We start from the raw sequence: 23,873 nt of genomic DNA, 5'->3' as shown, positions 1-23,873 counted from the left end.
TATATGTTTAGCCTATGCGGCATTACTTACCAGTTTTACCTTCCTTACGACGAACATATTCACCAACATAGCGAACACCTTTGCCTTTGTAAGGTTCTGGAGAACGAACAGCACGAATCTCAGCAGCAAAATCACCAACACGTTGTTTGCTAATTCCACTAACAGTGATATGCGTGTTATCAGGAACTTCCAATTGTAAATCAGCAGGAGTTGCAAGTTCAACTGGGTTAGAATAGCCTAAGTTCAATACCAAGGTCTTTCCTTTAAGTTGAGCACGATAACCAACACCAACTAATTCCAAATCTTTCTTATATCCCTTTGTAACACCTTCAACCATGTTGTTGAAGTTTGCACGAGTTGCCCCATGTAAGGCACGCATTTTATTATCATTACTTGGACGTTCAAATGTAACCACATTGTCTTTAACAGTCATTGTGATTTCATCACTTACAGTACGTGTTAAAGTTCCTTTAGGTCCCTTAACAGTTACTTGATCACCATCAGCCTTAACTTCAACGCCAGATGGGATTTCTACGGGTTTATAACCAATACGACTCAATTTGATGGCACCTCCTTACTCTTTTAAAATTCTACCAAATGTAAGCTAATACTTCGCCACCGATTTTTTTAGCGCGAGCTTCTTTATCAGTGATCACACCTTCAGATGTTGAAATGATTGCAATACCCAAACCATTCAAGACCTTAGGTACATCATCAGCTTTTACGTATGAACGTAAACCAGGTTTTGAGATACGTTTCAAGCCTGTAATGACACGTTCTTTGTTTTTACCATATTTTAGGAACACACGAATAATACCTTGTTTGTCATCATCGACATATTCGACGTTCTTGATAAAGCCTTCATTCTTAAGAATTTCAGCAATATCACGCTTGATTTTTGATGCAGGAACTTCTAAAGATTCGTGACGTACCATATTGGCATTACGAATCCGTGTTAAGAAATCTGCGATAGGATCAGTCATAGACATTAATGTTTACCCTCCTTTTACTCCGGTATAATTTTACCAGCTTGCTTTTTTCATGCCAGGGATTTGACCTTCATGAGCTAACTCGCGAAGGCAAATGCGGCAAAGGTGGAACTTACGATATACAGAGTGTGGACGGCCACAACGCTCACAACGTGTGTAGTTCTGTGTCGAATACTTTGCAGGACGTTGACTCTTAACAACTAACGATTTTTTTGCCAAATTTATTGCTCCCTTCGTTTACTTTTCGAATGGCATTCCAAGTTGTGCCAATAATTCGCGTGATTCCTCATCTGTCTGAGCAGTGGTTACAATAACGATGTCCAAACCACGTACATGGTTGACATTATCATAATCAATTTCAGGGAAGATTAATTGTTCACGGACACCTAATGTGTAGTTACCACGACCATCAAAAGCCTTTGAACTAACACCATGGAAGTCACGAACACGAGGTAAGGAAACATTAATCAACTTGTCTAAGAAATCATACATACGTTCACCACGTAATGTGACCTTAGCACCAATTGACATTCCTTCACGTAAACGGAAACCAGCAATAGACTTCTTAGCCTTTGTAACCAATGGTTTTTGACCAGAGATCAAAGTTAATTCTTCAACTGCTTCGTCAAGATTTTTTGCATTAGTTGTTGCGTCACCAACACCCATGTTCAAAACGATTTTATCAACCTTAGGTGTTTGCATGATTGAAGTATAATCGAATTTCTTCATGAGTTCTGGGGTAACTTCTTTAACATACTTTTCTTTCAAACGATTAGACATGAAAATTTTTTCCTCCTTTCACGAATTATTTATCGATTGTTTCGCCAGATTTTTTAGCAAAACGTACTTTTTTACCATCGACTACTTTATAGCCTACACGAGTAGGTTCGTTAGTTGATGGATCGATTAACATCACATTAGAAGCATCAATTGCTGCTTCTTCATCGACAATCCCACCTTGAGGATTAGAATTGCTTGCCTTTTGATGTTTTTTTACTTTGTTTAGGCCTTCAACCACAACGCGATTCTTTTTAGCAAGGGTTTTAATGATTGTACCCTCTTTGCCTTTTTCTTTTCCGCTAATTACGCGAACTTTATCACCATTTTTTACAAACATGCCGTGTTGCACCTCCTTCGATCCGATCCTTAATTACAATACTTCAGGAGCCAAAGAAACAATCTTCATGTAATCTTTGTCACGCAATTCACGTGCAACGGGTCCAAAGATACGTGTTCCTTGAGGGCTCTTATCATCTTTAATTAGAACTGCAGCATTTTCATCAAATTTGATGTATGAGCCATCAGCACGGTGTGCACCATCTTTTGTACGAACAACAACTGCCTTTACGACGTCACCCTTTTTGACAACGCCACCTGGTGTTGCTTGTTTGACAGTAGCCACAACAATATCACCAATATAACCAAATTTAACACGGGAACCACCCAAAACTTTGATGACCAAAATTTCACGTGCTCCAGAATTATCAGCAACCTTTAAACGACTCTCTTGTTGGATCACAGTTAGTGTCCTCCTTCCATTTTTGTATCAGAATACGAGATTAAAAATAACAAATTTAGATAATAACTGCTTTCTCAACAATATCGATTAAACGGAATCGTTTAGTTGCGGACAAAGGCCGTGTTTCCATGATTCTTACGATATCGCCAACTTTAGCTTCATTATTCTCATCATGTGCTTTGTATTTCTTTGAATATTTAACACGTTTGCCATAAACAGGGTGCGTTTTGTAAGTATTGATCTGAACCGTAATTGTTTTATCCATCTTGTCTGAAACAACACGTCCTTGATATACTTTACGAGCGTTACGTTCTTCACTCATGTGTTAAGTTCCTCCCTTCGTATTCTTCTACTTGCTTAATTCTTTTTGACGTAAAACTGTTTTAATACGAGCAATGTTCTTACGTACTTGCTTCAAACGTGCTGTGTTTTCCAACTGGCCAGTAGCTAATTGAAAACGTAAGTTGAATAACTCGTCTTTGTAATCTTGTTCCTTTTTAAGCATCTCATCAGTGGTTAATTCATTAATTTCTTTAGCCTTCATCTGATTCGCCACCTACTTCCTCGCGTTTGAGAATCTTAGTTCTAACTGGTAGCTTCATGGAAGCAAGACGTAGAGATTCACGTGCAACTTCTTCACTAACACCACCAACTTCAAACATTACCTTACCGCGTTTAACTGGTGCTACCCAACCTTCGGGAGTACCTTTACCATTACCCATACGAACACCCACACCTTTAGAAGTGTAAGATTTGTGAGGGAAAATTTTAATCCAAACTTTACCACCACGTTTCATGTGACGGTTCATAGCTACACGGGCTGCTTCGATTTGTCGGTTTGAGATCCAATGTGAATCCAAAGCTTGTAAACCGTAATCGCCGAATGTAACAGTCTTACCGCCCTTTGCGGCACCACGCATTTTACCACGATGCACACGACGGAACTTAACTCGTTTTGGTACTAGCATGATTATTTCCCTCCTTGTTCTTTAGAATTTCCTTTGGAACTCTTAGCTTCTGGCAAGATTTCTCCACGGTAGATCCAAGTTTTAACACCTAAACGACCGTATGTAGTACTTGCTTCAACCCAAGCATAATCTACATCAGCACGCAATGTGTGCAATGGAACTGTTCCTTCAGAATAATGTTCAACACGAGACATATCTGCACCGTTCAAACGGCCAGCAACCTGTGTCTTGATACCTTTAGCACCTGCACGCATTGTACGTTGCATAGCTTGTTTCATTGCGCGACGGAAAGCAACACGGCCTTCCAATTGAGCAGCAATGTTTTCGCCAACTAATTTAGCATCTAAATCAGGTTTCTTGATTTCAATGATATTGATATGAACTCTTTTACCTGTTAGTTCATTTAATTGTTTACGTAAGCTTTCTACTTCGGATCCGCCTTTTCCAATGACCATACCAGGTTTAGCGGTATGGATTGAAATGTTCACGCGATTTGCAGCACGTTCGATTTCAACATTGGAAACAGATGCGTCGGCAAGCTTAGTTGAGATGAATTTACGAATTTGTAAATCTTCACGTAAATAGTTAGCAAAATCTTTTTCAGCATACCATTTTGCTTCCCAGTCACGGATGATACCAACACGAAATCCATTTGGATTTACTTTTTGACCCACGCGTGTTCCCTCCTATTTTTCAGATACGACTACTGTAATATGACTTGTTCTTTTGTTAATTGGTGAAGCAGAACCTTTTGCCCGAGGACGGAAACGTTTTAAAGTTGGTCCTTCATTGACATAAGCTTCACTTACAACCAAGTCTTCACGATCTAAGTCAAAGTTATTTTCAGCATTTGCTACAGCAGACATTAAAACTTTTTCGACAACTGGTGATGCACCTCTTGGTGTAAACTTAAGAGTTGCAATTGCTTCTGCGACGCTTTTTCCTCTAATAAGATCAACTACTAAACGAACCTTACGAGCGGCAATGCGAACAGTCTTTGCAGTTGCATGTGCAGATGTTACTTGTTCAGCCATGATTCATCCTCCTTATTTAGCAGCTGTTTTCTTATCGTCGGTACCATGTCCATGGAATGTTCGTGTAGGAACAAACTCACCAAGCTTATGGCCAACCATGTCATCTTGAATATAAACTGGGACATGTTTTCTACCATCGTAAACAGCGATTGTATAACCGATGAAACTTGGGAAAATTGTGGAACGACGTGACCATGTTTTGATTACAGATTTCTTTTCTTGATCTTTTTGTGCATCGATCTTCTTCAAAAGATGTTCATCTGCAAATGGTCCTTTTTTCAAACTACGACCCATTATGAAACCTCCTTTAGGGAAATTTTCGACTAAATATTACCTAAGCGGCCACGTTTACGACCACGAACGATAAATTTGTTAGACTTATTCCGTTTGTTACGTGTCTTCTTACCAACTGTCTTCTTACCCCAAGGTGAAAGAGGTGATGGAAGACCAACTGGTGCTTTACCTTCACCACCACCATGTGGATGGTCGTTAGGGTTCATTACAGATCCACGAACATGTGGACGCTGACCATTATAACGTGTGCGGCCTGCTTTACCAACATTAACCAATTCGTGTTCCTCATTACCAACAGCGCCAATAGTAGCACGACCAGCAGATAAGATCATACGAACTTCAGAAGAAGCTAAACGTACTAAGACGTATTTACCTTCCTTACCAAGTAATTGAGCTGATGCACCAGCAGAACGTGCTAACTGGCCACCCTTACCAGGCTTTAATTCAATGTTATGAATAATTGTACCAACTGGAATATCCTTTAATGGTAATGTATTACCAACTTTGATATCAGCATCTGAACCTGATTGAACCTTATCGCCAACCTTAAGTCCTTTTGGTGCGATGATATATGATTTAATTCCATCAGCATAAACAAGTAAAGCGATGTTAGCTGTACGGTTTGGATCATATTCGATTGCCTTAACAGTAGCAGGAACGTCATCTTTGATTCGTTTGAAATCAATAATACGATATTGACGTTTGTTACCGCCGCCACGGTGACGAACAGTCATACGGCCGGAGTTGTTACGGCCAGCTGTGTGGCTTTGAGATTCGAGTAACGATTTTTCAGGAGTCGTCTTGGTAATTTCACTATAATCAAGCTGTGTCATACCACGACGAGCATTTGTCGTTGGTTTAAACTTCTTAATCCCCACGTGTTTTTCCTCCTATAATTTATTTATTATTCTTCGTTGAATAATTTGATTTCTTTTGAGTCAGATGACAAGGTTACGATTGCCTTGCGACGTTTCTTGGTATAACCAGAATAACGTCCCTGACGCTTGAGCTTACCTTTAACATTCATGATGTTTACCTTCACAACCTTAACATCAAAAACGTCTTCAACGGCCTTTTTGACTTCTGTCTTAGTTGCACGAGTATCAACATCGAATGTGTAGCGTTTGTCGTCCATTTCTGCCATTGAAGCTTCAGTGACAACTGGACGTAAAATTACATCACGTGATTCCATTATGCGAGAGCCTCCTCTACTTGAGAAAGAGCCTTTTGAGTAATAACGAGTTTGTCACTATTAACAACGTCTAAGACATTTACACCAGCTGGTGAAACAATCTTCACATTCTTAAGGTTACGAGCTGCACGAGCAGCATTCACGTTATCATCTTCAAGGACTAATAATGCTTTCGTTGTAACTTTTAAGCCGTCAAGTGATTGTGCAAAAGCTTTAGTCTTTGGTTGGTCAAAGCTATAATCATCAACAACTACCAAACTGTCATCCAATACTTTTTGTGAAAGTACAGACTTCAACGCTAAACGACGCATTTTCTTTGGCAACTTGTATGCATATGAACGAGGTGTGGGGCCAAATACAATACCACCGCCACGCCATTGTGGTGAACGAATTGAACCTTGACGTGCACGACCAGTACCCTTTTGACGCCATGGCTTCTTACCACCACCACGAACTGCACTTCGATTTTTAACAGCATGTGTGCCTTGACGCATTGATGCGCGTTGCATCACAACAGCTTCAAAAATCACATTATCGTTTGGTGTGATACCAAAAATGTCAGCATTAAGTTCAACGTCGCCATTCTTTGTACCATCTTGTTTATATAAAGATACGCTTGTCATTTAATTTAGTCCTCCTTTCTACTTTTTATGTGGTTTAACCGCATTCTTAACAACTAAGAATGAGTTCTTTGATCCAGGGACATTTCCTTTGATCAATAAAACATTGTTTTCTGTGTCAGCTTTAATAACTTCTAAGTTTTGAACTGTTCGTGTGTTATTCCCCATCCGACCTGGTAATTTCTTGCCAGGGAACACACGGTTAATAATTGCACCGAGTGAACCAGGACGACGATGATAACGAGAGCCATGTGCCATCGGACCACGATGTTGTCCATCCTTCTTGATATTTCCTTGGAAACCATGTCCCTTAGAAGTACCTGTGACATCAACGATATCGCCTGCTGCGAACAAGTCAGCTTTAATTGAATCGCCAACCTTTAAATCTCCCAGCTCAACATCTCTGATTTCATGAATGAAGCGCTTAGGATTTGTATTTGCTTTTGCTACATGACCTTGTTCAGGTTTGTTGCTCAATACTTTACGTTTGTCATCGAACCCTAATTGCACTGCGCTATAACCATCATTTTCAACGGTTTTAACTTGTAATACAACGTTTGGTGTTGTATCAACAACGGTAACGGGAACTAATTCGCCGTTATCCGTAAAGACTTGGGTCATACCAACCTTTTTTCCTAAGATTCCTTTTGTGGTCATGAGTACACCTCCAATATTATTGTGATACTAAATTTGTGTTCCTAAAAATTAAAGCTTGATTTCAATATCAACGCCACTTGGCAGATCTAACTTCATTAATGAGTCAACTGTCTTTGGTGTTGGGTTAACGATATCAATCAAACGCTTGTGTGTACGCATTTCAAACTGCTCACGAGCTTTTTTAAACTTATGTGGCGAGCTCAAAACCGTGTAGATTGTACGTTCTGTTGGTAGTGGAATTGGACCAGAAATTGTGGCACCAGTTCTTTTTGCCGTTTCGACAATCTTGTCTGCGGATTGATCTAAAATGCGATGTTCGTAAGCCTTCAAACGGATACGAATTTTTTGTTTTGCCATTGTGTTCCCTCCTTCGTCTATTTTGAAAATGAGACTTGCTCCGTGGAAATTACCGCCACACCGTCGTGGCAAAGCGGCCGGGTGTGTCGCAACCTTCCACATCAAAGCTCCTTGTTTTACCTGACTAGTGGGCATAAAAAGCCCGCTAAAATTCAAGTACTTGTCTATATTACTAGATATGGCGCGGCTTTACAAGAGTTTGAACGTAATTCTTTCTCGTTCTGCGAATTGTAATGTATTTGTAACATTTGAAAACGGTTTTAAGTGCATACTTTAATCATTAAAATGAAATGGAGTGGTTTCTTTGGATAAAACTACCGCACTTCTTATTATAGATTACACAAACGATTTTGTTGCCGATGAAGGTGCTTTGACCACTGGCACACCCGGTCAAAAACTTGAAGACGAAATTTTAAAGTTAGCAAATTCCTTCATAAAAAACGATAACCTCGTTATTCTTCCTACTGATCTGCACAAAAAAGATGAGCCGTTTCATCCTGAAACAAAATTGTTTCCGCCGCACAACTTGAAGGACTCCTGGGGTCACGAATTGTATGGTGAAATTCAAAACTGGTATACCCAGAATGCCGATCGCGATCAAGTCTATTATTTCGACAAAAATAGATACAGTGCGTTTGTAAATACCAACTTAGATAATTACTTGCGTACGCATAAAATCGACACACTTCTGTTAACTGGCGTGTGCACAGATATTTGTATTTTACAAACTGCGATTTCTGCTTACAATTTAAATTATAAAATTCGTATCGATCAAAAGGCAGTCGCTAGTTTTGATCCTATTGGACACGAATGGGCCATCTCCCATTTCAAAAATTGCTTAGGTGCCGAAATCTTTTAACAAAAAAACGTCTGATCACAGTGAAAAACTGTAATCAGACGTTTTTAATTTCGTTTTAAAAGCTTTAGACCTTAGTCTTTGCTTGAAGAACCACCATTTTTCTTGATGATATCTTCTTGGATAGACTTAGGAACAGCTTCGTAATGATCAAAGGTCATTGTGAAAGTACCACGACCCTGTGATGCAGAACGTAAGGTAGTAGCATAACCAAACATTTCTGAAAGTGGGACAAAGGCATGAATTTCTTCAGCACCAGAGATAGCTTCCATTCCTTCAACACGACCACGACGAGCTGTAATTTGACCCATAATATCACCCATGTACTCTTCTGGTACACGAACTTCAACCTTCATAACAGGTTCCAAAATTACAGGTGCAGCTTTCTTAGCAGCATTATGAAGTGAGATTGAGGCAGCTACCTTAAATGCAGCTTCACTAGAATCGACTTCATGATAACTACCATCATATAACTTAGCTTTCAAGTCAACTAATGGATATCCGGCAAGTACACCGTTATTCAAAGCTTCACGCAAGCCTTGTTCAACAGCTGGGATAAATTCACGAGGAACAACCCCACCAACAATAGCATCTTCGAATTCGAATCCTTTACCTTCTTCATTAGGTGTGAATTCAATCCAAACATCACCATATTGACCTTTACCACCAGACTGACGAACAAACTTACCTTGTGCAGAAGCTTGTTTTGTGAAGGCTTCACGATAAGCTACTTGAGGAGCACCAACCGTTGCTTCAACGTTGAATTCACGTTTCATACGATCAATGATAATATCCAAATGTAACTCACCCATACCAGCAATCAAAGTTTCACCAGTTTCAGGGTTAGTTTCAGCCTTGAATGTAGGATCTTCTTCAGCAAGCTTTTGTAAAGCAATATCCATCTTATCTTGGTCAGCCTTAGATTTTGGCTCTACGGCTACCTGGATAACTGGATCAGGGAATTCCATGGATTCCAAATGTAATGGATGATCTGGATCAGTTAAAGAATCACCAGTAGTGGTATTCTTCAAACCAATTGCTGCGGCAATATCACCTGAGAAAACTTCTGGAATTTCTTGACGGTGATTAGAATGCATTTGTAGCAAACGACCAACACGTTCACGTTTGTCTTTAGTCGCATTTAAAACATAAGAACCTGATTCCAAAGTTCCTGTATAAACACGAATATAAGTCAAACGACCAACGAATGGATCAGTAGCAACTTTGAATGCCAAGGCAGCAAATGGCTTATCGTCACCGGCTGTTAATTCAACAGCTTCATCCGTTTCAGGATTAGTTGCATTGTATGGTTTCACATCCAATGGTGATGGTAAATAATCTACAACAGCATCCAACATCATCTGAACACCCTTGTTTTTGAAAGCTGAACCAGCCAAAACAGGGAATAATTCAAGATTCAAAGTACCTTTACGGATAGCAGCTTTGATTTCTTCTTTGCTAATCTCTTCGCCACCAAGGTATTTTTCCATGATGTCATCATCGATATCAGCCAATTGTTCGATCATTTCTGTTCGACGTTTTTCAGCTTCTTCTTTGTATTCATCAGGAACATCCACTGTATCCCACTCAGTACCAAGTTGATCTTCATCATAAAGGTCAGCTTTCATTTCGACAAGGTCAATAACCCCTTCGAAATCGTCTTCAGCACCAATTGGCATTTGGATTGGTAAGGCATTTGCTTGAAGACGGTCTTTAATGGTTTGTACTGAGTAATCAAAGTCAGCACCAATCTTATCCATCTTATTTGCAAACACAATCCGTGGCACACTGTAATCAGAAGCTTGACGCCAAACAGTTTCTGTTTGAGGTTCTACACCTGCTTGAGCGTCAAGAACAGCAACCGCACCATCTAACACACGTAGGGAACGTTCAACTTCAACAGTGAAGTCCACGTGTCCTGGTGTATCGATAATGTTGATACGGTGGTCTTTCCATGCAGCAGTCGTTGCGGCTGATGTAATGGTAATCCCACGTTCTTGTTCTTGTTCCATCCAATCCATTTGTGAAGCACCATCATGGGTTTCACCAATTTTATGAATTTTACCAGTGTAGTACAAAATCCGCTCTGTAGTAGTCGTTTTACCAGCATCAATATGTGCCATGATCCCGATATTACGAGTCTTTTCAAGTGGAAATTCTCTTTTGTTAGCCATATTAAAAAATGTTTCTCCCTTCAAATTAATGGTCAAAGAGTCAAAATTATAAAAAATGACTACTATATGGACTTCATATAATAGCCATTCATTATTGCTCACCGTTATCAAACGGATTAAGCAACAAGCGGAAAATTACCAACGATAATGAGCAAATGCTCGGTTGGCTTCAGCCATTCTATGAGTATCTTCACGCTTTTTAACTGAAGCACCTGTATTATTAGCAGCGTCCATGATTTCACGAGCAAGACGTTCTGTCATTGTATGTTCACCACGAAGGCGTGAATAGTTCACAATCCAACGAAGGCCTAAAGTTGTTCGACGATCTGGACGAACTTCGATTGGTACTTGGTAGTTTGAACCACCAACACGACGAGCCTTAACTTCAAGAACAGGCATAACGTTCTTCATTGCTTCATCAAATACTTCTGTTGGTTCGTTACCAGTTTCAGATTTGATAATATCGAATGCGTTATAGAGAATTTTTGAAGCTGTACCACGTTTACCATCTAACATTAAATGGTTAATTAAACGAGTAACAAGCTTTGAATTGTAAATTGGATCAGGTAATACTTCACGTTTTGATGCAGGACCTTTTCTTGGCATTTAAATAACCTCCTTACTTCTTAGGTTTCTTTGTACCGTATTTAGAACGGCTTTGTTTACGATCTGTCACACCAGCTGTATCAAGTGCACCACGAATAACGTGATAACGAACACCAGGTAAATCCTTAACACGGCCGCCACGGATAAGCACAACACTATGTTCCTGAAGGTTATGACCGATTCCTGGGATATATGCAGTGACTTCGATCAAGTTAGAAAGACGTACACGTGCATATTTACGTAAAGCTGAGTTAGGTTTCTTAGGTGTCATGGTACCAACACGAGTTGCAACACCACGTTTTTGTGGTGCTGGGTTAGCAACTGCTTTTTTCTTCATGCTGTTGTAGCCATAGTTCAAAGCAGGAGCTTTAGATTTAGAACTCTGCGAATGACGACCCTTACGAACCAATTGGTTGATTGTAGGCATTAATTGTTTCCCCTTCCAAATAAAAAATCTTAAACTATTTAAGTACACACATCCAGGTGGTTCTTTTTTGATTATAAAAAAATCGCCTTGATATGGCTTTGTGCCACTGTTTCCAGTCAGCATGTCTGTCTAATACAGAACCTGTCCACAAAAAGCACCTTTCTTAGATTATCATCATCCCCCCGCCTTGTCAATCGCTTATAACATCTAATTTACGAATTAATCGCTATCATCAGCTCTTTTATTTTGAAAAAAACTCCTTGACTAAACATTGATTTGTTTAAAAAAGACGTATTTATTCTGTAATGGAGGTTTTATCATGCTTATTCAAATCTATTTTTTTGTTCTTGGTGCATCCCTTGGCTCTTTTTTGACACTTTGTGTGGCGCGCACAATTCTAGGTCAGTCCATTATTTCACCCAGATCACACTGTGACAACTGTCTACACGTTTTGCAACCCTTCGATCTCATTCCTATCATAAGTTACTGTCTTTTGAACGGGCGCTGCCGGTATTGTCAAAAAGAATTTTCCCCCACCTCATGTCTAATTGAGCTGCTGATGGGAATCTTATTTTTGCACAATTTTCAAACTGCTTCCAGCAATTTAGCTTTAATTAGTCGTCTCCTCATTGTCATTAGCCTAATTTATTTGAGCTTAACAGACTTAAAAACAACCTGGGTCAATGGCAATTTAATCGGCGTCCTTGGAGTTATTGGTTTCATTTACCACCCAACTTTTCTAAATCTGATCGTGCTAGGTTTACTGGCAATTAGCTTGTTAACCTCATTTCAGCTTTCTTCATTCATACCGGGTCTTGGTGAAGCTGACTTCGAACTCTTTTTTGCATTCATTTTACTCACCCATCTGCAAGCAAGTGTGGTCATTTTATTTGTCGCTGCTGCTTCCTGTTTAATTAGTCAGCTACTATTTTCACACTATCGAACAAAACAAATCCCATTCATCCCTTATCTTACCTTCGCCTATTTTTTAGTAACTGCCTAACAAAAAAATGCAGTTATTCGAATGAATTCGAATAACTGCACTTTTAATTTTGAAATTCAGAAACCTACTTGGTTGTCTCTGTATTCATTTCTTTTTCAACATCGCTTAATGACTTAGGTTCAGCCAAGTTACCACCGACGTTTTTAGGAAGAATCTTACGATAGTCAGGCATTCCTGTCCCAGCAGGAATAATCTTACCAATAATAACATTTTCCTTTAATCCGACTAACGGATCATTCTTACCACGGATAGCAGCATCGGTTAATACCCGAGTTGTTTCCTGGAAGGATGCAGCTGACAAGAAACTATTTGTTTCCAAGGCAGCTTTGGTGATTCCAAGTAATACCGGACGAGCCGTTGCCGGAATACCACCAGCGATTAACGTCTTGTAGTTAGCATCTTTGAAGTCGTTGATATCCAACAAAGTACCAGGAAGCAAGTCTGTATCGCCAGGATCCATAACCCGAATCTTACGAAGCATTTGACGAACCATGATTTCCACATGCTTATCCAAGATTTCTACACCTTGCATACGATAGACACGTTGGATCTCACGCAACAGATAATTTTCTGTTGAAAGTACATCGCGAACCTTCAATAATTCTTTAGGATCAATAGAACCATCATTCAAAGCAGAACCACGGTGAATGAAGTCACCTTCAGCAACTTTCATCCGTGCCGTAATTGGTAATGTGTAAGTCCGCGTATCAGTCTCACCTTTGACCGTAACTTCTTTAGTACGTTCCGCAGGATTTTCTTCAACAGACTCAACCGTCCCAGTTACTTCTGTAATTTCTGCACGACCTTTAGGATTACGAGCTTCCACAATTTCTTGGATACGTGGTAATCCTTGCGTGATATCTTCGTTTCCAGCAACACCACCGGTATGGAAGTTACGCATCGTTAACTGAGTACCGGGTTCACCAATTGATTGAGCAGCAACAGTACCCACTGCTTCACCAACTTCAACACGGTCACCAGTAGCCATGTTACGACCATAACAACGTTCACAAACACCATGACGAGTGTTGCAAGTGAAGGCTGAACGAATCGTTACTTGTTCAACGCCGGCATCAATAATTTGTTGTGCCTTTGTCTCGTCGACCATCTTGTTCTTACCGATAATCTTTTCGCCAGTCTTAGGATCATAAACTGATTTTTGTGTGTAGCGACCTAAAATACGATCGTACAGAGATTCAATCACTTCATTACCTTCAACGATGGCAGAGATTGTTAAGCCACGATCAGTCCCACAATCCTTTTCACGCACAATAACATCCTGAGCCACATCAACCAAACGACGTGTCAAGTAACCAGAGTTGGCTGTCTTCAACGCCGTATCGGTCATACCTTTACGAGCACCATGAGTTGAAATGAACATTTCCAAAACAGAAAGTCCTTCACGGAAGTTTGAAAGGATTGGCAATTCCATGATTTTACCATTAGGTGCGGCCATCAAGCCACGCATGCCGGCAAGCTGGGTAAAGTTAGAAATATTACCACGAGCTCCAGAATCACTCATCATGTAAATTGGGTTTTGAGGATCAAAACTCTCCATCAATTTTTGTTGGATCTGATCTTTAGCGTCATTCCAAATTCCCACAACACGCTCATAACGTTCGTCGTCTGTGATTAAACCACGACGGAACTGCTTTGTAACTGTGGCAACTTGTTTATGAGCAGCATCCACAATTTCTGGCTTTTCTTTTAAATCAGTAATATCAGAAATACCAACCGTCAAACCAGACTTCGTAGAAACATCATAACCAAGGTCTTTCATCCGGTCCAAAAGTAAAGAAGTTTGGGTAACTTTATATTGCTTGTATACTTGCGCAATAATGTCACTCAAGAAACCTTTTTTGAACGGTGGAATCAATGGTTGAGCCTGAATAAAGGCTTTAATGTCTTCACCAGGTTCTAGGAAGTATTTATCTGGTGTTCCCCCAACTAAATTCTCATCAGTAGGTTCGTTCAAATAAATTAATCCCTTTGGCAAAATGTCATTAAAGATTGCTTTACCAGCAGTTGTAACAAGAATTCGTTTGCGTTGTGCATCAGTAAATGGCTTTTCAGGCATTGAACTCACAGCAAGACCAATTCGTGTATGCTCTGACACATAACCATTTTGCATTGCCAAGCGAATTTCATCAAGATCTTTAAAGATCATGCCTTCGCCCACACTATTTTCACGTTCCATCGTTAACCAATAGTTTCCGATAACCATATCCTGTGAAGGTGTTACCACTGGTTTACCATTTGCAGGTGCCAAAATATGATGAGCAGCTAACATAAGCAACCGAGCTTCAGCTTGAGCTTCATCTGATAAAGGCAAATGAATCGCCATTTGGTCCCCATCAAAATCGGCATTATAAGCTTCACAAACTAGTGGATGTAAACGCATAGCTTTCCCGCTGACCAAGACAGGTTCAAAAGCCTGAATACCTAGTCTATGCAAGGTAGGTGCACGGTTTAAAAGAACTGGATGCTCTTTAATAACGTCTTCTAAGACATCGTAAACATCATCATCTTTGCGGTCAATCTTACGTTTAGCATTCTTAATATTAGAAGCTAACCCACGCGAAACTAATTCTTTCATGATGAACGGCTTGAACAATTCCAATGCCATTGGCACAGGTAAGCCCATTTGGTTCATCTTAAGTGATGGTCCCACATCAATAACGGAACGGCCAGAATAATCCACACGTTTTCCAAGTAAGTTTTGACGGAAACGTCCTTGCTTACCTTTTAACATATGTGAAAGTGACTTCAATGGTCGGTTACCTGGACCAGCTACTGGACGGCCACGACGACCATTATCAATCAAAGCATCAACGGCTTCTTGTAACATCCGTTTTTCGTTTTGAACGATAATTCCAGGTGCATTCAAGTCTAATAATCGTTTCAAACGGTTATTACGGTTGATCACACGACGATACAAATCATTCAAATCAGATGTGGCAAAACGACCACCATCCAACTGAACCATTGGTCGTAAATCTGGTGGAATAACTGGAATGGCATCCATAACCATCCAGTCCGGATCGTTACCAGATTTGATGAAGGCTTCAACGATGTCTAAACGACGAACGGCACGTGTCCGCTTCTGTCCGGAGGCATCCTTGAGTTCTTCTTTTAAGGTCTTAGCTTCTTTATCAAGATCAACGTCTTGAAGCAATTCTTTAATTGCTTCGCCACCGATCTTAGCATTAAAGGTATTTCCATATTCTTCTAACTTTTCACGATATTCACGTTCAGTTAAAAGTTGTTTCTTTTCCAAAGGTGTCTTGCCTGGGTCAATTACGACGTATGAAGCGAAGTAAATGATTTCTTCAAGTGCACGAGGACTCATATCTAAAACTAAGCCCATACGGCTAGGAATACCCTTGAAGTACCAGATGTGAGTTACAGGAGCTGCCAATTCGATATGGCCCATACGTTCACGACGTACCTTGGACTTCGTTACTTCAACCCCACATCGGTCACAGACAATTCCCTTATAACGAATACGTTTGTATTTTCCACAGGCACATTCGTAATCTTTAGTTGGTCCGAAAATTCGTTCATCAAACAACCCATCTTTTTCAGGCTTTAATGTTCGATAGTTAATCGTTTCTGGCTTTTTTACTTCACCATATGACCAACTTCTGATCTTGTCAGGGGAAGCGAGCCCAATTTGCATGCTTTCAAACTTATTGACATCGATCAAAGGATCGACCTCCTTCTTAAATTGATTTCTTAAATTAAACTATTTCGATTGCTTAAACTAACTTATTCCTGCTTCCAAGATTTAAAGTTACCTCAATTTGAATCTACTTTTGATTGTTTTCTGTTTCAGCTTTTGTTGTGCTGGCAGAAGAAGCGTCTTTAGATGCCGTTGCTTTAGCATCCTCTTTTGACTTATCTTTTTGTTCTTCAGCATACTTACTGAGTGCATCCACGTTGACAACATCGTCATCATCGTCGTCCATATCACGCAACTCAATTTCGTTCTTGTCAGCATCGAGAACCTTCATATCCAAACCAAGTGCTTGCAATTCCTTAACTAAAACTCGGAACGACTCTGGAACACCTGGACGTGGAATCGGATCACCTTTGACAATTGCTTCGTATGTTTTCACACGACCAACCACATCATCAGACTTGTAAGTTAAGATTTCTTGAAGGGTATAAGCAGCCCCATAAGCTTCAAGCGCCCAAACTTCCATTTCACCAAAACGCTGGCCACCAAATTGTGCTTTACCACCTAATGGTTGCTGCGTAACTAATGAGTAAGGTCCAATTGAACGTGCATGAATTTTATCATCAACCATGTGGGCCAACTTCATGTAATGCATAACTCCAACGGCAATGCGTTGTTCGAAAGGCTCACCAGTACGACCATCATAGAGGATCGTCTTAGCGTCAGATTGCATTCCAGCTTCTTTAACAGCATCCCAAATATCTTTATCGCGAGCACCATCAAAAACAGGTGTTGCCACATGGATACCTAAGTTACGAGCAGCCATTCCTAAATGCAATTCAAGAACCTGACCAATATTCATACGTGAAGGCACACCCATTGGGCTTAACATAATATCAATTGGTGTTCCATCTGGCATGTACGGCATATCTTCTTCAGGAATAACAACGGAAACAGTCCCTTTGTTACCATGACGTCCGGCCATCTTATCACCCACTTGTAACTTACGTTTCTGGGCAATATAAACACGAACCATCATATTGACACCAGGTGAAAGTTCGTCCCCGTTTTCACGAGTAAAGATCTTCACATCCTGGATGATACCGCCGCCACCATGAGGTACACGTAACGAAGTATCACGAACTTCACGGGCTTTTTCACCAAAGATCGCATGTAATAATCGTTCTTCAGCGGATAATTCAGTAACTCCCTTTGGCGTTACTTTACCTACTAAGATGTCGCCGTCTTCAACTTCAGCACCAATGCGGACAATCCCATCTTCATCAAGATCCTTTAAGGCATCTTCACCAACGTTAGGAATTTCACGCGTCATTTCCTCAGGTCCGAGCTTGGTATCACGTGCTTCAGACTCATATTCTTCAATATGAATAGAAGTATAAACATCATCACGAACTAAACGCTCATTGATGGCGATGGCATCTTCGAAGTTATATCCTTGCCAAGTCATGAAAGCAACTAATGGGTTTTGACCAAGTGCTAACTCGCCGCCCTCCATTGAAGGACCATCAGCTAAGACTTCATCGTTATCCACATGATCGTTAACTTTTACGATTGGGCGTTGGTTATAGTTCTTACCACCGTTTGAACGGCGGAATTTCATTAATTTATAGGTATCTAAAGCACCGTCATCACGGCGAACACGAATTTCACGTGCATCAACATATTCAACTGTTCCTTCATGCTTACAAATTAAAGCCACTCCGGAGTCATGTGCTGCTTTATATTCGATACCCGTTCCGACCAATGGCGCATGAGGATCAAGCAAAGGAACCGCCTGACGTTGCATGTTGGCACCCATTAAAGCTCGGTTGGAATCATCATTTTCCAAGAAAGGAATACATGCCGTTGCAACCGCAACTACTTGTTTTGGTGACACATCCATGTAATCGACATTGTTAATGTTGATTTCGATATTGTCACTTTCATGTCGTGCCATAACCACATCATCGACAAACGAACCATCATCGTTTAATGGTGAGTTAGCCTGTGCAATAACGTATTGGTCTTCTTCGTCAGCAGTTAAATAATCAATCTTGTCCGTAACCTTATGGGTTGTCCAAGAAACACGACGATATGGTGTTTCAATAAAGCCGTATTTGTTGATCTTAGCGTAACTAGCCAAACTGTTAATCAAACCAATATTAGGACCTTCAGGCGTTTCGATTGGACACATACGACCATAATGAGTGTAATGCACATCACGAACTTCATAACCCGCTCGGTCACGAGTTAAACCACCAGGACCAAGGGCAGATAAACGACGCTTATGCGTTAATTCACCCAATGGGTTAGTTTGGTCCATGAATTGTGACAATTGTGAAGAACCAAAGAATTCCTTAATAGAAGCCACAACAGGACGAATATTAATTAATTGTTGTGGGGTCACGGTTGTCGCATCTTGAATAGACATACGTTCACGAACAACGCGTTCCATTCGTGAAAGACCAATCCGGAATTGATTTTGTAATAATTCACCGACAGAACGAATACGACGATTCCCCAAATGGTCAATGTCGTCCGTTGAGCCAATTCCTTCTTGCAACAAGAAGAAGTAGTTAATTGAAGCAATAATATCAGCTGGTGTAATATGCTTAAGCTTTAAGTCGATATTGCCATTGCCGATCATAATTAATTCACGTTCAGGATCGTTAGGGTCCGCAATCTTAATAGATTGAACAGTCATTGGCTCCGTCACAACAGCTTCATCTGAAGGTGTGTATGTGATTGTTTTGAAATCTTTACGATCTAAATAAGGTCCTAAATCTTTCATAACATCTTTGGTCACAACTGTACCCTTTTGAGCAATAACCTCACCTGTATCAGGATCTGCTAAAGTTTCAGCTAAAGTCTGACCTACCAAACGAGTCTTCAAACTTAACTTCTTGTTAACTTTGTAACGGCCAACTGGGGCCATATCATAACGTTTAGGATCAAAGAACCGGGCAGTCAAAAGGCTACGTGAACTATCAGCCGTCTTAGGTTCACCAGGACGGAGACGTTCGTAAATATCTTTTAAGGACTCTTCAACACGTGAATCGTCAGAATTCTTATGAACATCTTTGTCTAAAGTGTTGTCCAAACTATCTGTTTGACCCAACATATCGACAATTTCTTCATCAGATCCGAACCCAAGGGCACGAACTAATTCAGTCATTGGAATTTTACGTGTTCGATCAATTCGAACATATGCAATATTTTTGGCGTCGGTTTCGTACTCTAACCAAGCTCCTCGGTTAGGAATGACCGTGGTTCCCCAAATATCGCGGCTGTTTTTATCAGTGTCCTTAGTGTAATAAACACCAGGTGAACGAACTAACTGCGAAACGATAACCCGTTCTGCACCGTTAATAATGAATGTGCCTTGTTCTGTCATTAGTGGAAAATCACCAAAGAACACATCCTGAGATTTGATTTCGCCAGTTTCATGGTTCGTCAAACGCAAGGTAACGTGTAAAGGTGCGGAATAATTTGCTTCATGTTCACGCGCCTCATCCACCGTATACTTTGGTTCAAGTAATTGATAATCAACGTATTCCAAAGAAAGATTGCCGGCAAAATCGTCGATTGGCATAATGTCATCGAACATATCTTTTAAGCCTTCATCAAGGAACCATTGGTATGAATTACTTTGAATCTCAATCAAGTTAGGAAGTTCCAGCACTTCTTTAATCCGTGCGTAACTTCTACGGGTTCGGTGTTTACCGTATTTTACCAAATGTCCTGCCAAGTTATTCACCTCTCTAAAATTTTCCGTGAACTGCCAATCAATGTTACGTTTTGATTACAAATGCACAAACGCACTGTTTTTTGGCAAAAAAAAACCAAAAATAGCTCTTTTATTTGATAGCTATTTTTGCTTTTTTTATGAAAAGCGCCACGGACAATAGATCGCAACGCTTCATTTCATTCACAGTTACAAACAAAGTACATCATACTCATTTTATTGACTTCTGTCAACTAATTAACTGTGACTCCTATTTATTTTAAGCTGTTGGTTGTTTAGGTTTTGGCTTCGGATTGCGAACCGCAACTTGAATTTTGCCGTGCCGTGCACCAACCGTAATGTTATCACCGATTTTGGCTTCACCTGAAAGCATTAATTCACTAAGCTGATCTTCAACCTTTGTTTGGAAAGCGCGTCGAATTGGTCGTGCGCCATACTCTGGATCAAATCCTGCTTCAGCAACCGCATCAATTGCCGCCGGTGTAATTTTGACTGTCATTCCTTGATCTGCTACGCGTTTCAAAATATTGCGAGCCATCAGTTTCACAATTTGATGTAATTGTGGTCGTGTCAAAGAATGGAAAATGATTGTTTCATCGATTCGGTTTAAAAATTCAGGACGGAAACTCTGTTTAAGGACTTCTCGAATTTTAGCCGCCATTGCTTGATAATCTTGACTTGCATCTTTAGCACCAAAGCCAACCGACTTTTCGTCACGTAAAGCAGTCGCTCCCAAGTTAGATGTCATAATCAAAATTGTGTTTCTAAAATCAACTTTTCGACCCTTAGAATCAGTCAAGTAGCCGTCATCCAGAACCTGTAAGAGAATATTGAAGACATCAGGATGTGCTTTTTCAACCTCATCAAATAAGACGACAGAATATGGTTTTTGACGTACTCGTTCTGTCAATTGCCCACCTTCATCGTAACCGACATAGCCTGGTGCAGAACCGATCAAACGACTCGTGCTGTATCTTTCCATATATTCAGACATATCAATCCGAATCATGTTGTCTTCCGAACCGAACATAGCTTCAGCTAACGCCTTGGCCAATTCTGTTTTTCCAACACCTGTAGGTCCTAAGAACATAAACGAACCAATGGGACGACCAGGATCTTTCAATCCGCTACGTGCCCGACGAATCGCACGAGAAACAGCCGAAACAGCTTCCTCTTGGCCAATGACACGTTCATGCAAGATTTTTTCTAGGTTGACTAACCGTTCACTTTCAGTCTTTTGCAACTGTGTCAGTGGTACGCCAGTCCATTCAGATACCACTTGAGCCACGTCTTCGGCAGTTTCCTGCAATTGATACTTCGGCTTTTTATCGCCATCGTCTGTCGCTTGCTGTTTTGCCAATTTAGCACGCAATTTTTCTTCCTTAACACGAATCTTTTGCGCTTTTTCAAAATCTTGGGCTTCAATTGCTGCTTCCTTATCATCCACAAGCTGCTGCAATTTAGATTTTGAACCTTTTTGATCCTCTTTACCCATTTGGTCAATCCGAACTTTGGCGGCTGCCTCATCCATTAAATCGATCGCCTTATCTGGTAAGAAACGATCACTAATATATCGGTCTGATAAGTCTACGGCCTGCTTAATGGCATCATCTGTAATGGCAACTTGATGATGTTGTTCGTATTTATCACGTAATCCACGTAAAATTTGAACCGATTCTTCAGGGGTAGGTTCATCAACTTCCACTTTGGCAAACCGACGTTCCAACGCAGCATCAGTTTCAATATATTTTTGATACTCATTCAGAGTTGTGGCACCGATAGTTTGCAGTTCACCACGGGCTAAGGCTGGTTTCAAAATATTAGAAGCATCAATTGCTCCTTCTGCGCCACCAGCACCAATTAGTGTATGCAATTCATCGATAAACAGCACAATATGTTTATCCTCATGAATTTCATCAATGACTTTTTTAAGCCGGTCTTCAAATTCACCACGGTATTTTGTCCCAGCAACCAAAGACCCCATGTCCAACATCATTAACCGTTTATTGGCTAAATCGCTTGGCACATGACCATCAATGATTCGTTGCGCTAATCCCTCGGCGATTGCTGTCTTCCCAACACCAGGTTCACCAATAAGAACCGGATTGTTCTTGGTTCGGCGACTCAAAATTTGAATAACACGTTTAACTTCTTTTTCACGGCCAATGACAGGATCAATTTGCCCGTCACGCGCCATCTGCGTCATATCACGGGCTACTGAGTCAAGCGTCGGTGTTCCTTTAGGCTTATTGCCACGACTACCTTGAGCTTGATTTTGGCGTAACTGTGCCGATGCACTGACGCCTAATTTTCTCAAAATCACTTTCCGCGTTTGGCTCAGATCCATATCCAAACTGATCAGAATACGTGAGGATAAAATGTTTTCATCACTCAACAGCGCTAACAATAAATGCTCAGTTCCAATTTTAGCTGCTCCAAGTCGCTTAGCCTCATCTCCTGCTAAAGCTAAAATTTCTTTAGCTTTAGGTGAGTAAGGCAAATAATCATCGGTACCAATATTTTTCAACGTCCCATAACCCGTAAAACGTTCGATTTCTTCAACAATATCTGTCTCTGTAACGGAAAATTGTTGAAAAACCTTGTACGCAATACCATTTTTTTCAATTGCTAGGGCCAACAACAAGTGTTCTGTACCAACTGCTTGATGCTTAAAACGTTTTGCTTGTTCTTGCGAAATCGCCAGCACATTTTTGGCACTTGGTGTAAATAAATTATCCATGCTAACACCCTGCTTTCTTCTTAACTCTCATACCTTAAGTGATTTAAAATTCCAACTAAAATCCGTGCCCGCAACTGATCTTCTTCATCACGATCGCTAATTGCCAACGTGTGGCGATCAATGGCGGCCAGAATTAAATTACCTTCTCGTTTGTCAATCACATCATCTTCATACAAACTTTTTACAATTGAAAGCGCATCACGTTGATTGATGGCTTTACCAATCACTTGAATAAGTGTATCCAAAACATCCAAATCATCAAGTAATTTGACTTTCTCAATCCGAATATAGCCGCCACCACCCCGCTTACTCTCCACGACATAGCCGTTTTGAATGGTAAAACGCGTTTTAATGACATAGTTAATTTGCGATGGCACAACATCAAACAAATCAGCAATCTCCGAGCGCCGAATCTCAATTTCTTCTGAGTCTGCCAAAATCTGCTTTAAATATTTTTCAATAATATCGGAAATATTTTGACCTTGCATTTTGCACACCCTTCCTCGCATCTTTGACTAATGTTGACTTTCATTATACGAAAATCTCACTCAAAAGCAAAGTTTTTTGTACTGATAAAAACAATTGGATTGTGAATTTTCCATTTTAACAGCGTACATCTCTTATTTGATCAATAGAATAAAAAAAGCCTAAAATCAAAAATGATTTTAGACTTCTCTCTATTATCGGGAAAACAGGATTTGAACCTGCGACCCCCACGTCCCGAACGTGGTGCTCTACCAAGCTGAGCTACTTCCCGTTCATATTTTTAAGTTGTAGGACTTTGATACCATATTAAGTTCGCATACTCAATCGGGAAGACAGGATTCGAACCTGCGACCCCCTGGTCCCAAACCAGGTGCTCTACCAAGCTGAGCTACTTCCCGCTCTAAAAACTTTATCTTCAGCCTAACTAAAATGCCAACCGGTTCAAACAGTTGGCATTTTTACATATGTCTGGCAACTGCCTAAACAGTTAGGCCTAAAAATGCACCCAGTAGGAGTCGAACCTACAA

26 protein-coding genes, 2 tRNA genes and 1 pseudogene are annotated in these 23,873 nt (G+C 40.4%); 3 read left to right on the top strand and 26 right to left on the bottom strand.

Going from position 1 to position 23,873, the window contains the following annotated elements; translation table 11 throughout:
* Positions 1–22: 22 nt before the first annotated feature.
* The 17 genes from rplF to rpsJ are packed head-to-tail and all read right to left on the bottom strand — an operon-like array spanning position 23 to position 7,630.
* Positions 23–559, bottom strand: a complete 537-nt coding sequence (rplF, locus tag IV80_RS06365; RefSeq protein ID WP_057751182.1) for a 50S ribosomal protein L6 — start codon at positions 557–559, stop codon at positions 23–25.
* 31 nt (positions 560–590) lie between these two features.
* Positions 591–989, bottom strand: coding sequence for a 30S ribosomal protein S8 (gene rpsH / locus IV80_RS06360; RefSeq protein ID WP_057751180.1), 399 nt, complete (start codon positions 987–989; stop codon positions 591–593).
* 33 nt (positions 990–1,022) lie between these two features.
* Positions 1,023–1,208 carry a type Z 30S ribosomal protein S14 gene (locus IV80_RS10010; protein WP_083490539.1) on the bottom strand — a complete coding sequence of 62 codons (186 nt, stop codon included), beginning with the start codon at positions 1,206–1,208 and terminating at the stop codon, positions 1,023–1,025.
* A gap of 18 nt (positions 1,209–1,226) precedes the next feature.
* Positions 1,227–1,769, bottom strand: coding sequence for a 50S ribosomal protein L5 (rplE, locus tag IV80_RS06355; RefSeq protein ID WP_057751177.1), 543 nt, complete (start codon positions 1,767–1,769; stop codon positions 1,227–1,229).
* Between the two features lie 25 nt (positions 1,770–1,794).
* The gene (gene rplX / locus IV80_RS06350) at positions 1,795–2,106 is read right to left on the bottom strand and encodes a 50S ribosomal protein L24 (protein WP_057751174.1); all 312 of its coding nucleotides are present in this window, start codon (positions 2,104–2,106) and stop codon (positions 1,795–1,797) included.
* A 33-nt stretch (positions 2,107–2,139) separates the two neighbouring features.
* Positions 2,140–2,508, bottom strand: a complete 369-nt coding sequence (gene rplN / locus IV80_RS06345) for a 50S ribosomal protein L14 (protein ID WP_057751170.1) — start codon at positions 2,506–2,508, stop codon at positions 2,140–2,142.
* 55 nt (positions 2,509–2,563) lie between these two features.
* Positions 2,564–2,830, bottom strand: coding sequence for a 30S ribosomal protein S17 (rpsQ, locus tag IV80_RS06340; RefSeq protein WP_057751167.1), 267 nt, complete (start codon positions 2,828–2,830; stop codon positions 2,564–2,566).
* Between the two features lie 27 nt (positions 2,831–2,857).
* A complete protein-coding gene (rpmC, locus tag IV80_RS06335; RefSeq protein WP_046871302.1) occupies positions 2,858–3,052 on the bottom strand; it encodes a 50S ribosomal protein L29 in 195 nt (64 codons plus the stop codon).
* Positions 3,042–3,476: a 50S ribosomal protein L16 gene (gene rplP / locus IV80_RS06330; protein ID WP_057751165.1), complete on the bottom strand. Its 435-nt coding sequence runs from the start codon at positions 3,474–3,476 to the stop codon at positions 3,042–3,044. Before rplP ends, rpmC begins: the two co-directional genes overlap by 11 nt.
* A 2-nt stretch (positions 3,477–3,478) precedes the next feature.
* On the bottom strand, positions 3,479–4,150 hold the full coding sequence (rpsC, locus tag IV80_RS06325; RefSeq protein WP_057751161.1) for a 30S ribosomal protein S3: 672 nt from the start codon (positions 4,148–4,150) through the stop codon (positions 3,479–3,481).
* 12 nt (positions 4,151–4,162) lie between these two features.
* Positions 4,163–4,510 carry a 50S ribosomal protein L22 gene (gene rplV, locus IV80_RS06320; protein WP_057751157.1) on the bottom strand — a complete coding sequence of 116 codons (348 nt, stop codon included), beginning with the start codon at positions 4,508–4,510 and terminating at the stop codon, positions 4,163–4,165.
* A 12-nt stretch (positions 4,511–4,522) separates the two neighbouring features.
* Positions 4,523–4,804 carry a 30S ribosomal protein S19 gene (rpsS, locus tag IV80_RS06315; RefSeq protein ID WP_057751154.1) on the bottom strand — a complete coding sequence of 94 codons (282 nt, stop codon included), beginning with the start codon at positions 4,802–4,804 and terminating at the stop codon, positions 4,523–4,525.
* A gap of 29 nt (positions 4,805–4,833) precedes the next feature.
* Entirely contained in the window at positions 4,834–5,682 is an 849-nt protein-coding gene (gene rplB, locus IV80_RS06310) for a 50S ribosomal protein L2 (protein WP_057751151.1), read from the bottom strand.
* A 26-nt stretch (positions 5,683–5,708) separates the two neighbouring features.
* Positions 5,709–5,996 carry a 50S ribosomal protein L23 gene (gene rplW, locus IV80_RS06305; RefSeq protein ID WP_057751148.1) on the bottom strand — a complete coding sequence of 96 codons (288 nt, stop codon included), beginning with the start codon at positions 5,994–5,996 and terminating at the stop codon, positions 5,709–5,711.
* A complete protein-coding gene (gene rplD / locus IV80_RS06300) occupies positions 5,996–6,619 on the bottom strand; it encodes a 50S ribosomal protein L4 (protein ID WP_057751144.1) in 624 nt (207 codons plus the stop codon). The genes rplW and rplD overlap by 1 nt, the downstream gene beginning before the upstream one ends.
* A gap of 18 nt (positions 6,620–6,637) precedes the next feature.
* Entirely contained in the window at positions 6,638–7,273 is a 636-nt protein-coding gene (gene rplC, locus IV80_RS06295; protein ID WP_057751141.1) for a 50S ribosomal protein L3, read from the bottom strand.
* 48 nt (positions 7,274–7,321) lie between these two features.
* Positions 7,322–7,630, bottom strand: coding sequence for a 30S ribosomal protein S10 (gene rpsJ, locus IV80_RS06290; RefSeq protein WP_046871293.1), 309 nt, complete (start codon positions 7,628–7,630; stop codon positions 7,322–7,324).
* A 304-nt stretch (positions 7,631–7,934) separates the two neighbouring features.
* Between rpsJ and IV80_RS06285 the strand changes: the two genes are divergently transcribed.
* Positions 7,935–8,489 carry a cysteine hydrolase family protein gene (locus IV80_RS06285; protein ID WP_057751138.1) on the top strand — a complete coding sequence of 185 codons (555 nt, stop codon included), beginning with the start codon at positions 7,935–7,937 and terminating at the stop codon, positions 8,487–8,489.
* 71 nt (positions 8,490–8,560) lie between these two features.
* Here IV80_RS06285 and fusA read toward each other — a convergent pair whose 3' ends face one another.
* The 3 genes from fusA to rpsL form a co-directional block, all read right to left on the bottom strand.
* On the bottom strand, positions 8,561–10,660 hold the full coding sequence (fusA, locus tag IV80_RS06280) for an elongation factor G (RefSeq protein WP_057751135.1): 2,100 nt from the start codon (positions 10,658–10,660) through the stop codon (positions 8,561–8,563).
* A gap of 135 nt (positions 10,661–10,795) precedes the next feature.
* Positions 10,796–11,266 (bottom strand): 30S ribosomal protein S7, encoded by a 471-nt coding sequence (gene rpsG / locus IV80_RS06275; protein WP_057751132.1) that lies wholly within the window; start codon positions 11,264–11,266, stop codon positions 10,796–10,798.
* 13 nt (positions 11,267–11,279) lie between these two features.
* Complete coding sequence (gene rpsL / locus IV80_RS06270) at positions 11,280–11,693, bottom strand: 30S ribosomal protein S12 (RefSeq protein ID WP_057751129.1); 414 nt, start codon at positions 11,691–11,693, stop codon at positions 11,280–11,282.
* 319 nt (positions 11,694–12,012) lie between these two features.
* On the opposite strand from rpsL, the pseudogene IV80_RS10275 reads away from it, so the two are divergent.
* Together IV80_RS10275 and IV80_RS10190 are read left to right on the top strand one after the other, a co-directional pair.
* Positions 12,013–12,261: pseudogene (locus IV80_RS10275) on the top strand (prepilin peptidase); the annotation flags it as partial.
* A gap of 6 nt (positions 12,262–12,267) precedes the next feature.
* Positions 12,268–12,696 carry a prepilin peptidase gene (locus IV80_RS10190; RefSeq protein WP_236699582.1) on the top strand — a complete coding sequence of 143 codons (429 nt, stop codon included), beginning with the start codon at positions 12,268–12,270 and terminating at the stop codon, positions 12,694–12,696.
* A 64-nt stretch (positions 12,697–12,760) separates the two neighbouring features.
* On the opposite strand, the gene rpoC is transcribed toward IV80_RS10190, so the two are convergent.
* The 6 genes from rpoC to IV80_RS06235 form a co-directional block, all read right to left on the bottom strand.
* Positions 12,761–16,402, bottom strand: coding sequence for a DNA-directed RNA polymerase subunit beta' (gene rpoC, locus IV80_RS06260; protein WP_057751123.1), 3,642 nt, complete (start codon positions 16,400–16,402; stop codon positions 12,761–12,763).
* 103 nt (positions 16,403–16,505) lie between these two features.
* Positions 16,506–20,123: a DNA-directed RNA polymerase subunit beta gene (rpoB, locus tag IV80_RS06255; protein WP_057751121.1), complete on the bottom strand. Its 3,618-nt coding sequence runs from the start codon at positions 20,121–20,123 to the stop codon at positions 16,506–16,508.
* Positions 20,124–20,379: 256 nt separating this feature from the next.
* The gene (locus IV80_RS06250; protein WP_057751118.1) at positions 20,380–22,860 is read right to left on the bottom strand and encodes an ATP-dependent Clp protease ATP-binding subunit; all 2,481 of its coding nucleotides are present in this window, start codon (positions 22,858–22,860) and stop codon (positions 20,380–20,382) included.
* A gap of 20 nt (positions 22,861–22,880) precedes the next feature.
* Positions 22,881–23,348, bottom strand: a complete 468-nt coding sequence (locus tag IV80_RS06245) for a CtsR family transcriptional regulator (protein WP_057751115.1) — start codon at positions 23,346–23,348, stop codon at positions 22,881–22,883.
* Positions 23,349–23,543: 195 nt separating this feature from the next.
* A tRNA-Pro gene (locus IV80_RS06240) sits at positions 23,544–23,617 on the bottom strand.
* A 53-nt stretch (positions 23,618–23,670) separates the two neighbouring features.
* Positions 23,671–23,744, bottom strand: a tRNA-Pro gene (locus IV80_RS06235).
* Positions 23,745–23,873: the final 129 nt, after the last annotated feature.

The organism is Pediococcus cellicola, from assembly GCF_001438655.1.
Taxonomy (GTDB): domain Bacteria; phylum Bacillota; class Bacilli; order Lactobacillales; family Lactobacillaceae; genus Pediococcus; species Pediococcus cellicola.
The sequence above is the reverse complement of the archived record's forward strand: the minus strand, read 5'-3'. Positions and strand labels throughout refer to the sequence as shown.

Bases quoted from the DNA above. Each gene is read 5' to 3' on its own strand.
- rpsH (WP_057751180.1), bottom strand. From the start codon at position 989: ATGTCTATGACTGATCCTATCGCAGATTTCTTAACACGGATTCGTAAT.
- rplE (WP_057751177.1), bottom strand. From the start codon at position 1,769: ATGTCTAATCGTTTGAAAGAAAAGTATGTTAAAGAAGTTACCCCAGAA.
- rplX (WP_057751174.1), bottom strand. From the start codon at position 2,106: ATGTTTGTAAAAAATGGTGATAAAGTTCGCGTAATTAGCGGAAAAGAA.
- rpsQ (WP_057751167.1), bottom strand. From the start codon at position 2,830: ATGAGTGAAGAACGTAACGCTCGTAAAGTATATCAAGGACGTGTTGTT.
- rpmC (WP_046871302.1), bottom strand. From the start codon at position 3,052: ATGAAGGCTAAAGAAATTAATGAATTAACCACTGATGAGATGCTTAAA.
- rplP (WP_057751165.1), bottom strand. From the start codon at position 3,476: ATGCTAGTACCAAAACGAGTTAAGTTCCGTCGTGTGCATCGTGGTAAA.
- rplV (WP_057751157.1), bottom strand. From the start codon at position 4,510: ATGGCTGAACAAGTAACATCTGCACATGCAACTGCAAAGACTGTTCGC.
- rpsS (WP_057751154.1), bottom strand. From the start codon at position 4,804: ATGGGTCGTAGTTTGAAAAAAGGACCATTTGCAGATGAACATCTTTTG.
- rplW (WP_057751148.1), bottom strand. From the start codon at position 5,996: ATGGAATCACGTGATGTAATTTTACGTCCAGTTGTCACTGAAGCTTCA.
- rplD (WP_057751144.1), bottom strand. From the start codon at position 6,619: ATGACAAGCGTATCTTTATATAAACAAGATGGTACAAAGAATGGCGAC.
- rplC (WP_057751141.1), bottom strand. From the start codon at position 7,273: ATGACCACAAAAGGAATCTTAGGAAAAAAGGTTGGTATGACCCAAGTC.
- rpsJ (WP_046871293.1), bottom strand. From the start codon at position 7,630: ATGGCAAAACAAAAAATTCGTATCCGTTTGAAGGCTTACGAACATCGC.
- fusA (WP_057751135.1), bottom strand. From the start codon at position 10,660: ATGGCTAACAAAAGAGAATTTCCACTTGAAAAGACTCGTAATATCGGG.
- rpsG (WP_057751132.1), bottom strand. From the start codon at position 11,266: ATGCCAAGAAAAGGTCCTGCATCAAAACGTGAAGTATTACCTGATCCA.
- rpsL (WP_057751129.1), bottom strand. From the start codon at position 11,693: ATGCCTACAATCAACCAATTGGTTCGTAAGGGTCGTCATTCGCAGAGT.
- IV80_RS06250 (WP_057751118.1), bottom strand. From the start codon at position 22,860: ATGGATAATTTATTTACACCAAGTGCCAAAAATGTGCTGGCGATTTCG.
- IV80_RS06245 (WP_057751115.1), bottom strand. From the start codon at position 23,348: ATGCAAGGTCAAAATATTTCCGATATTATTGAAAAATATTTAAAGCAG.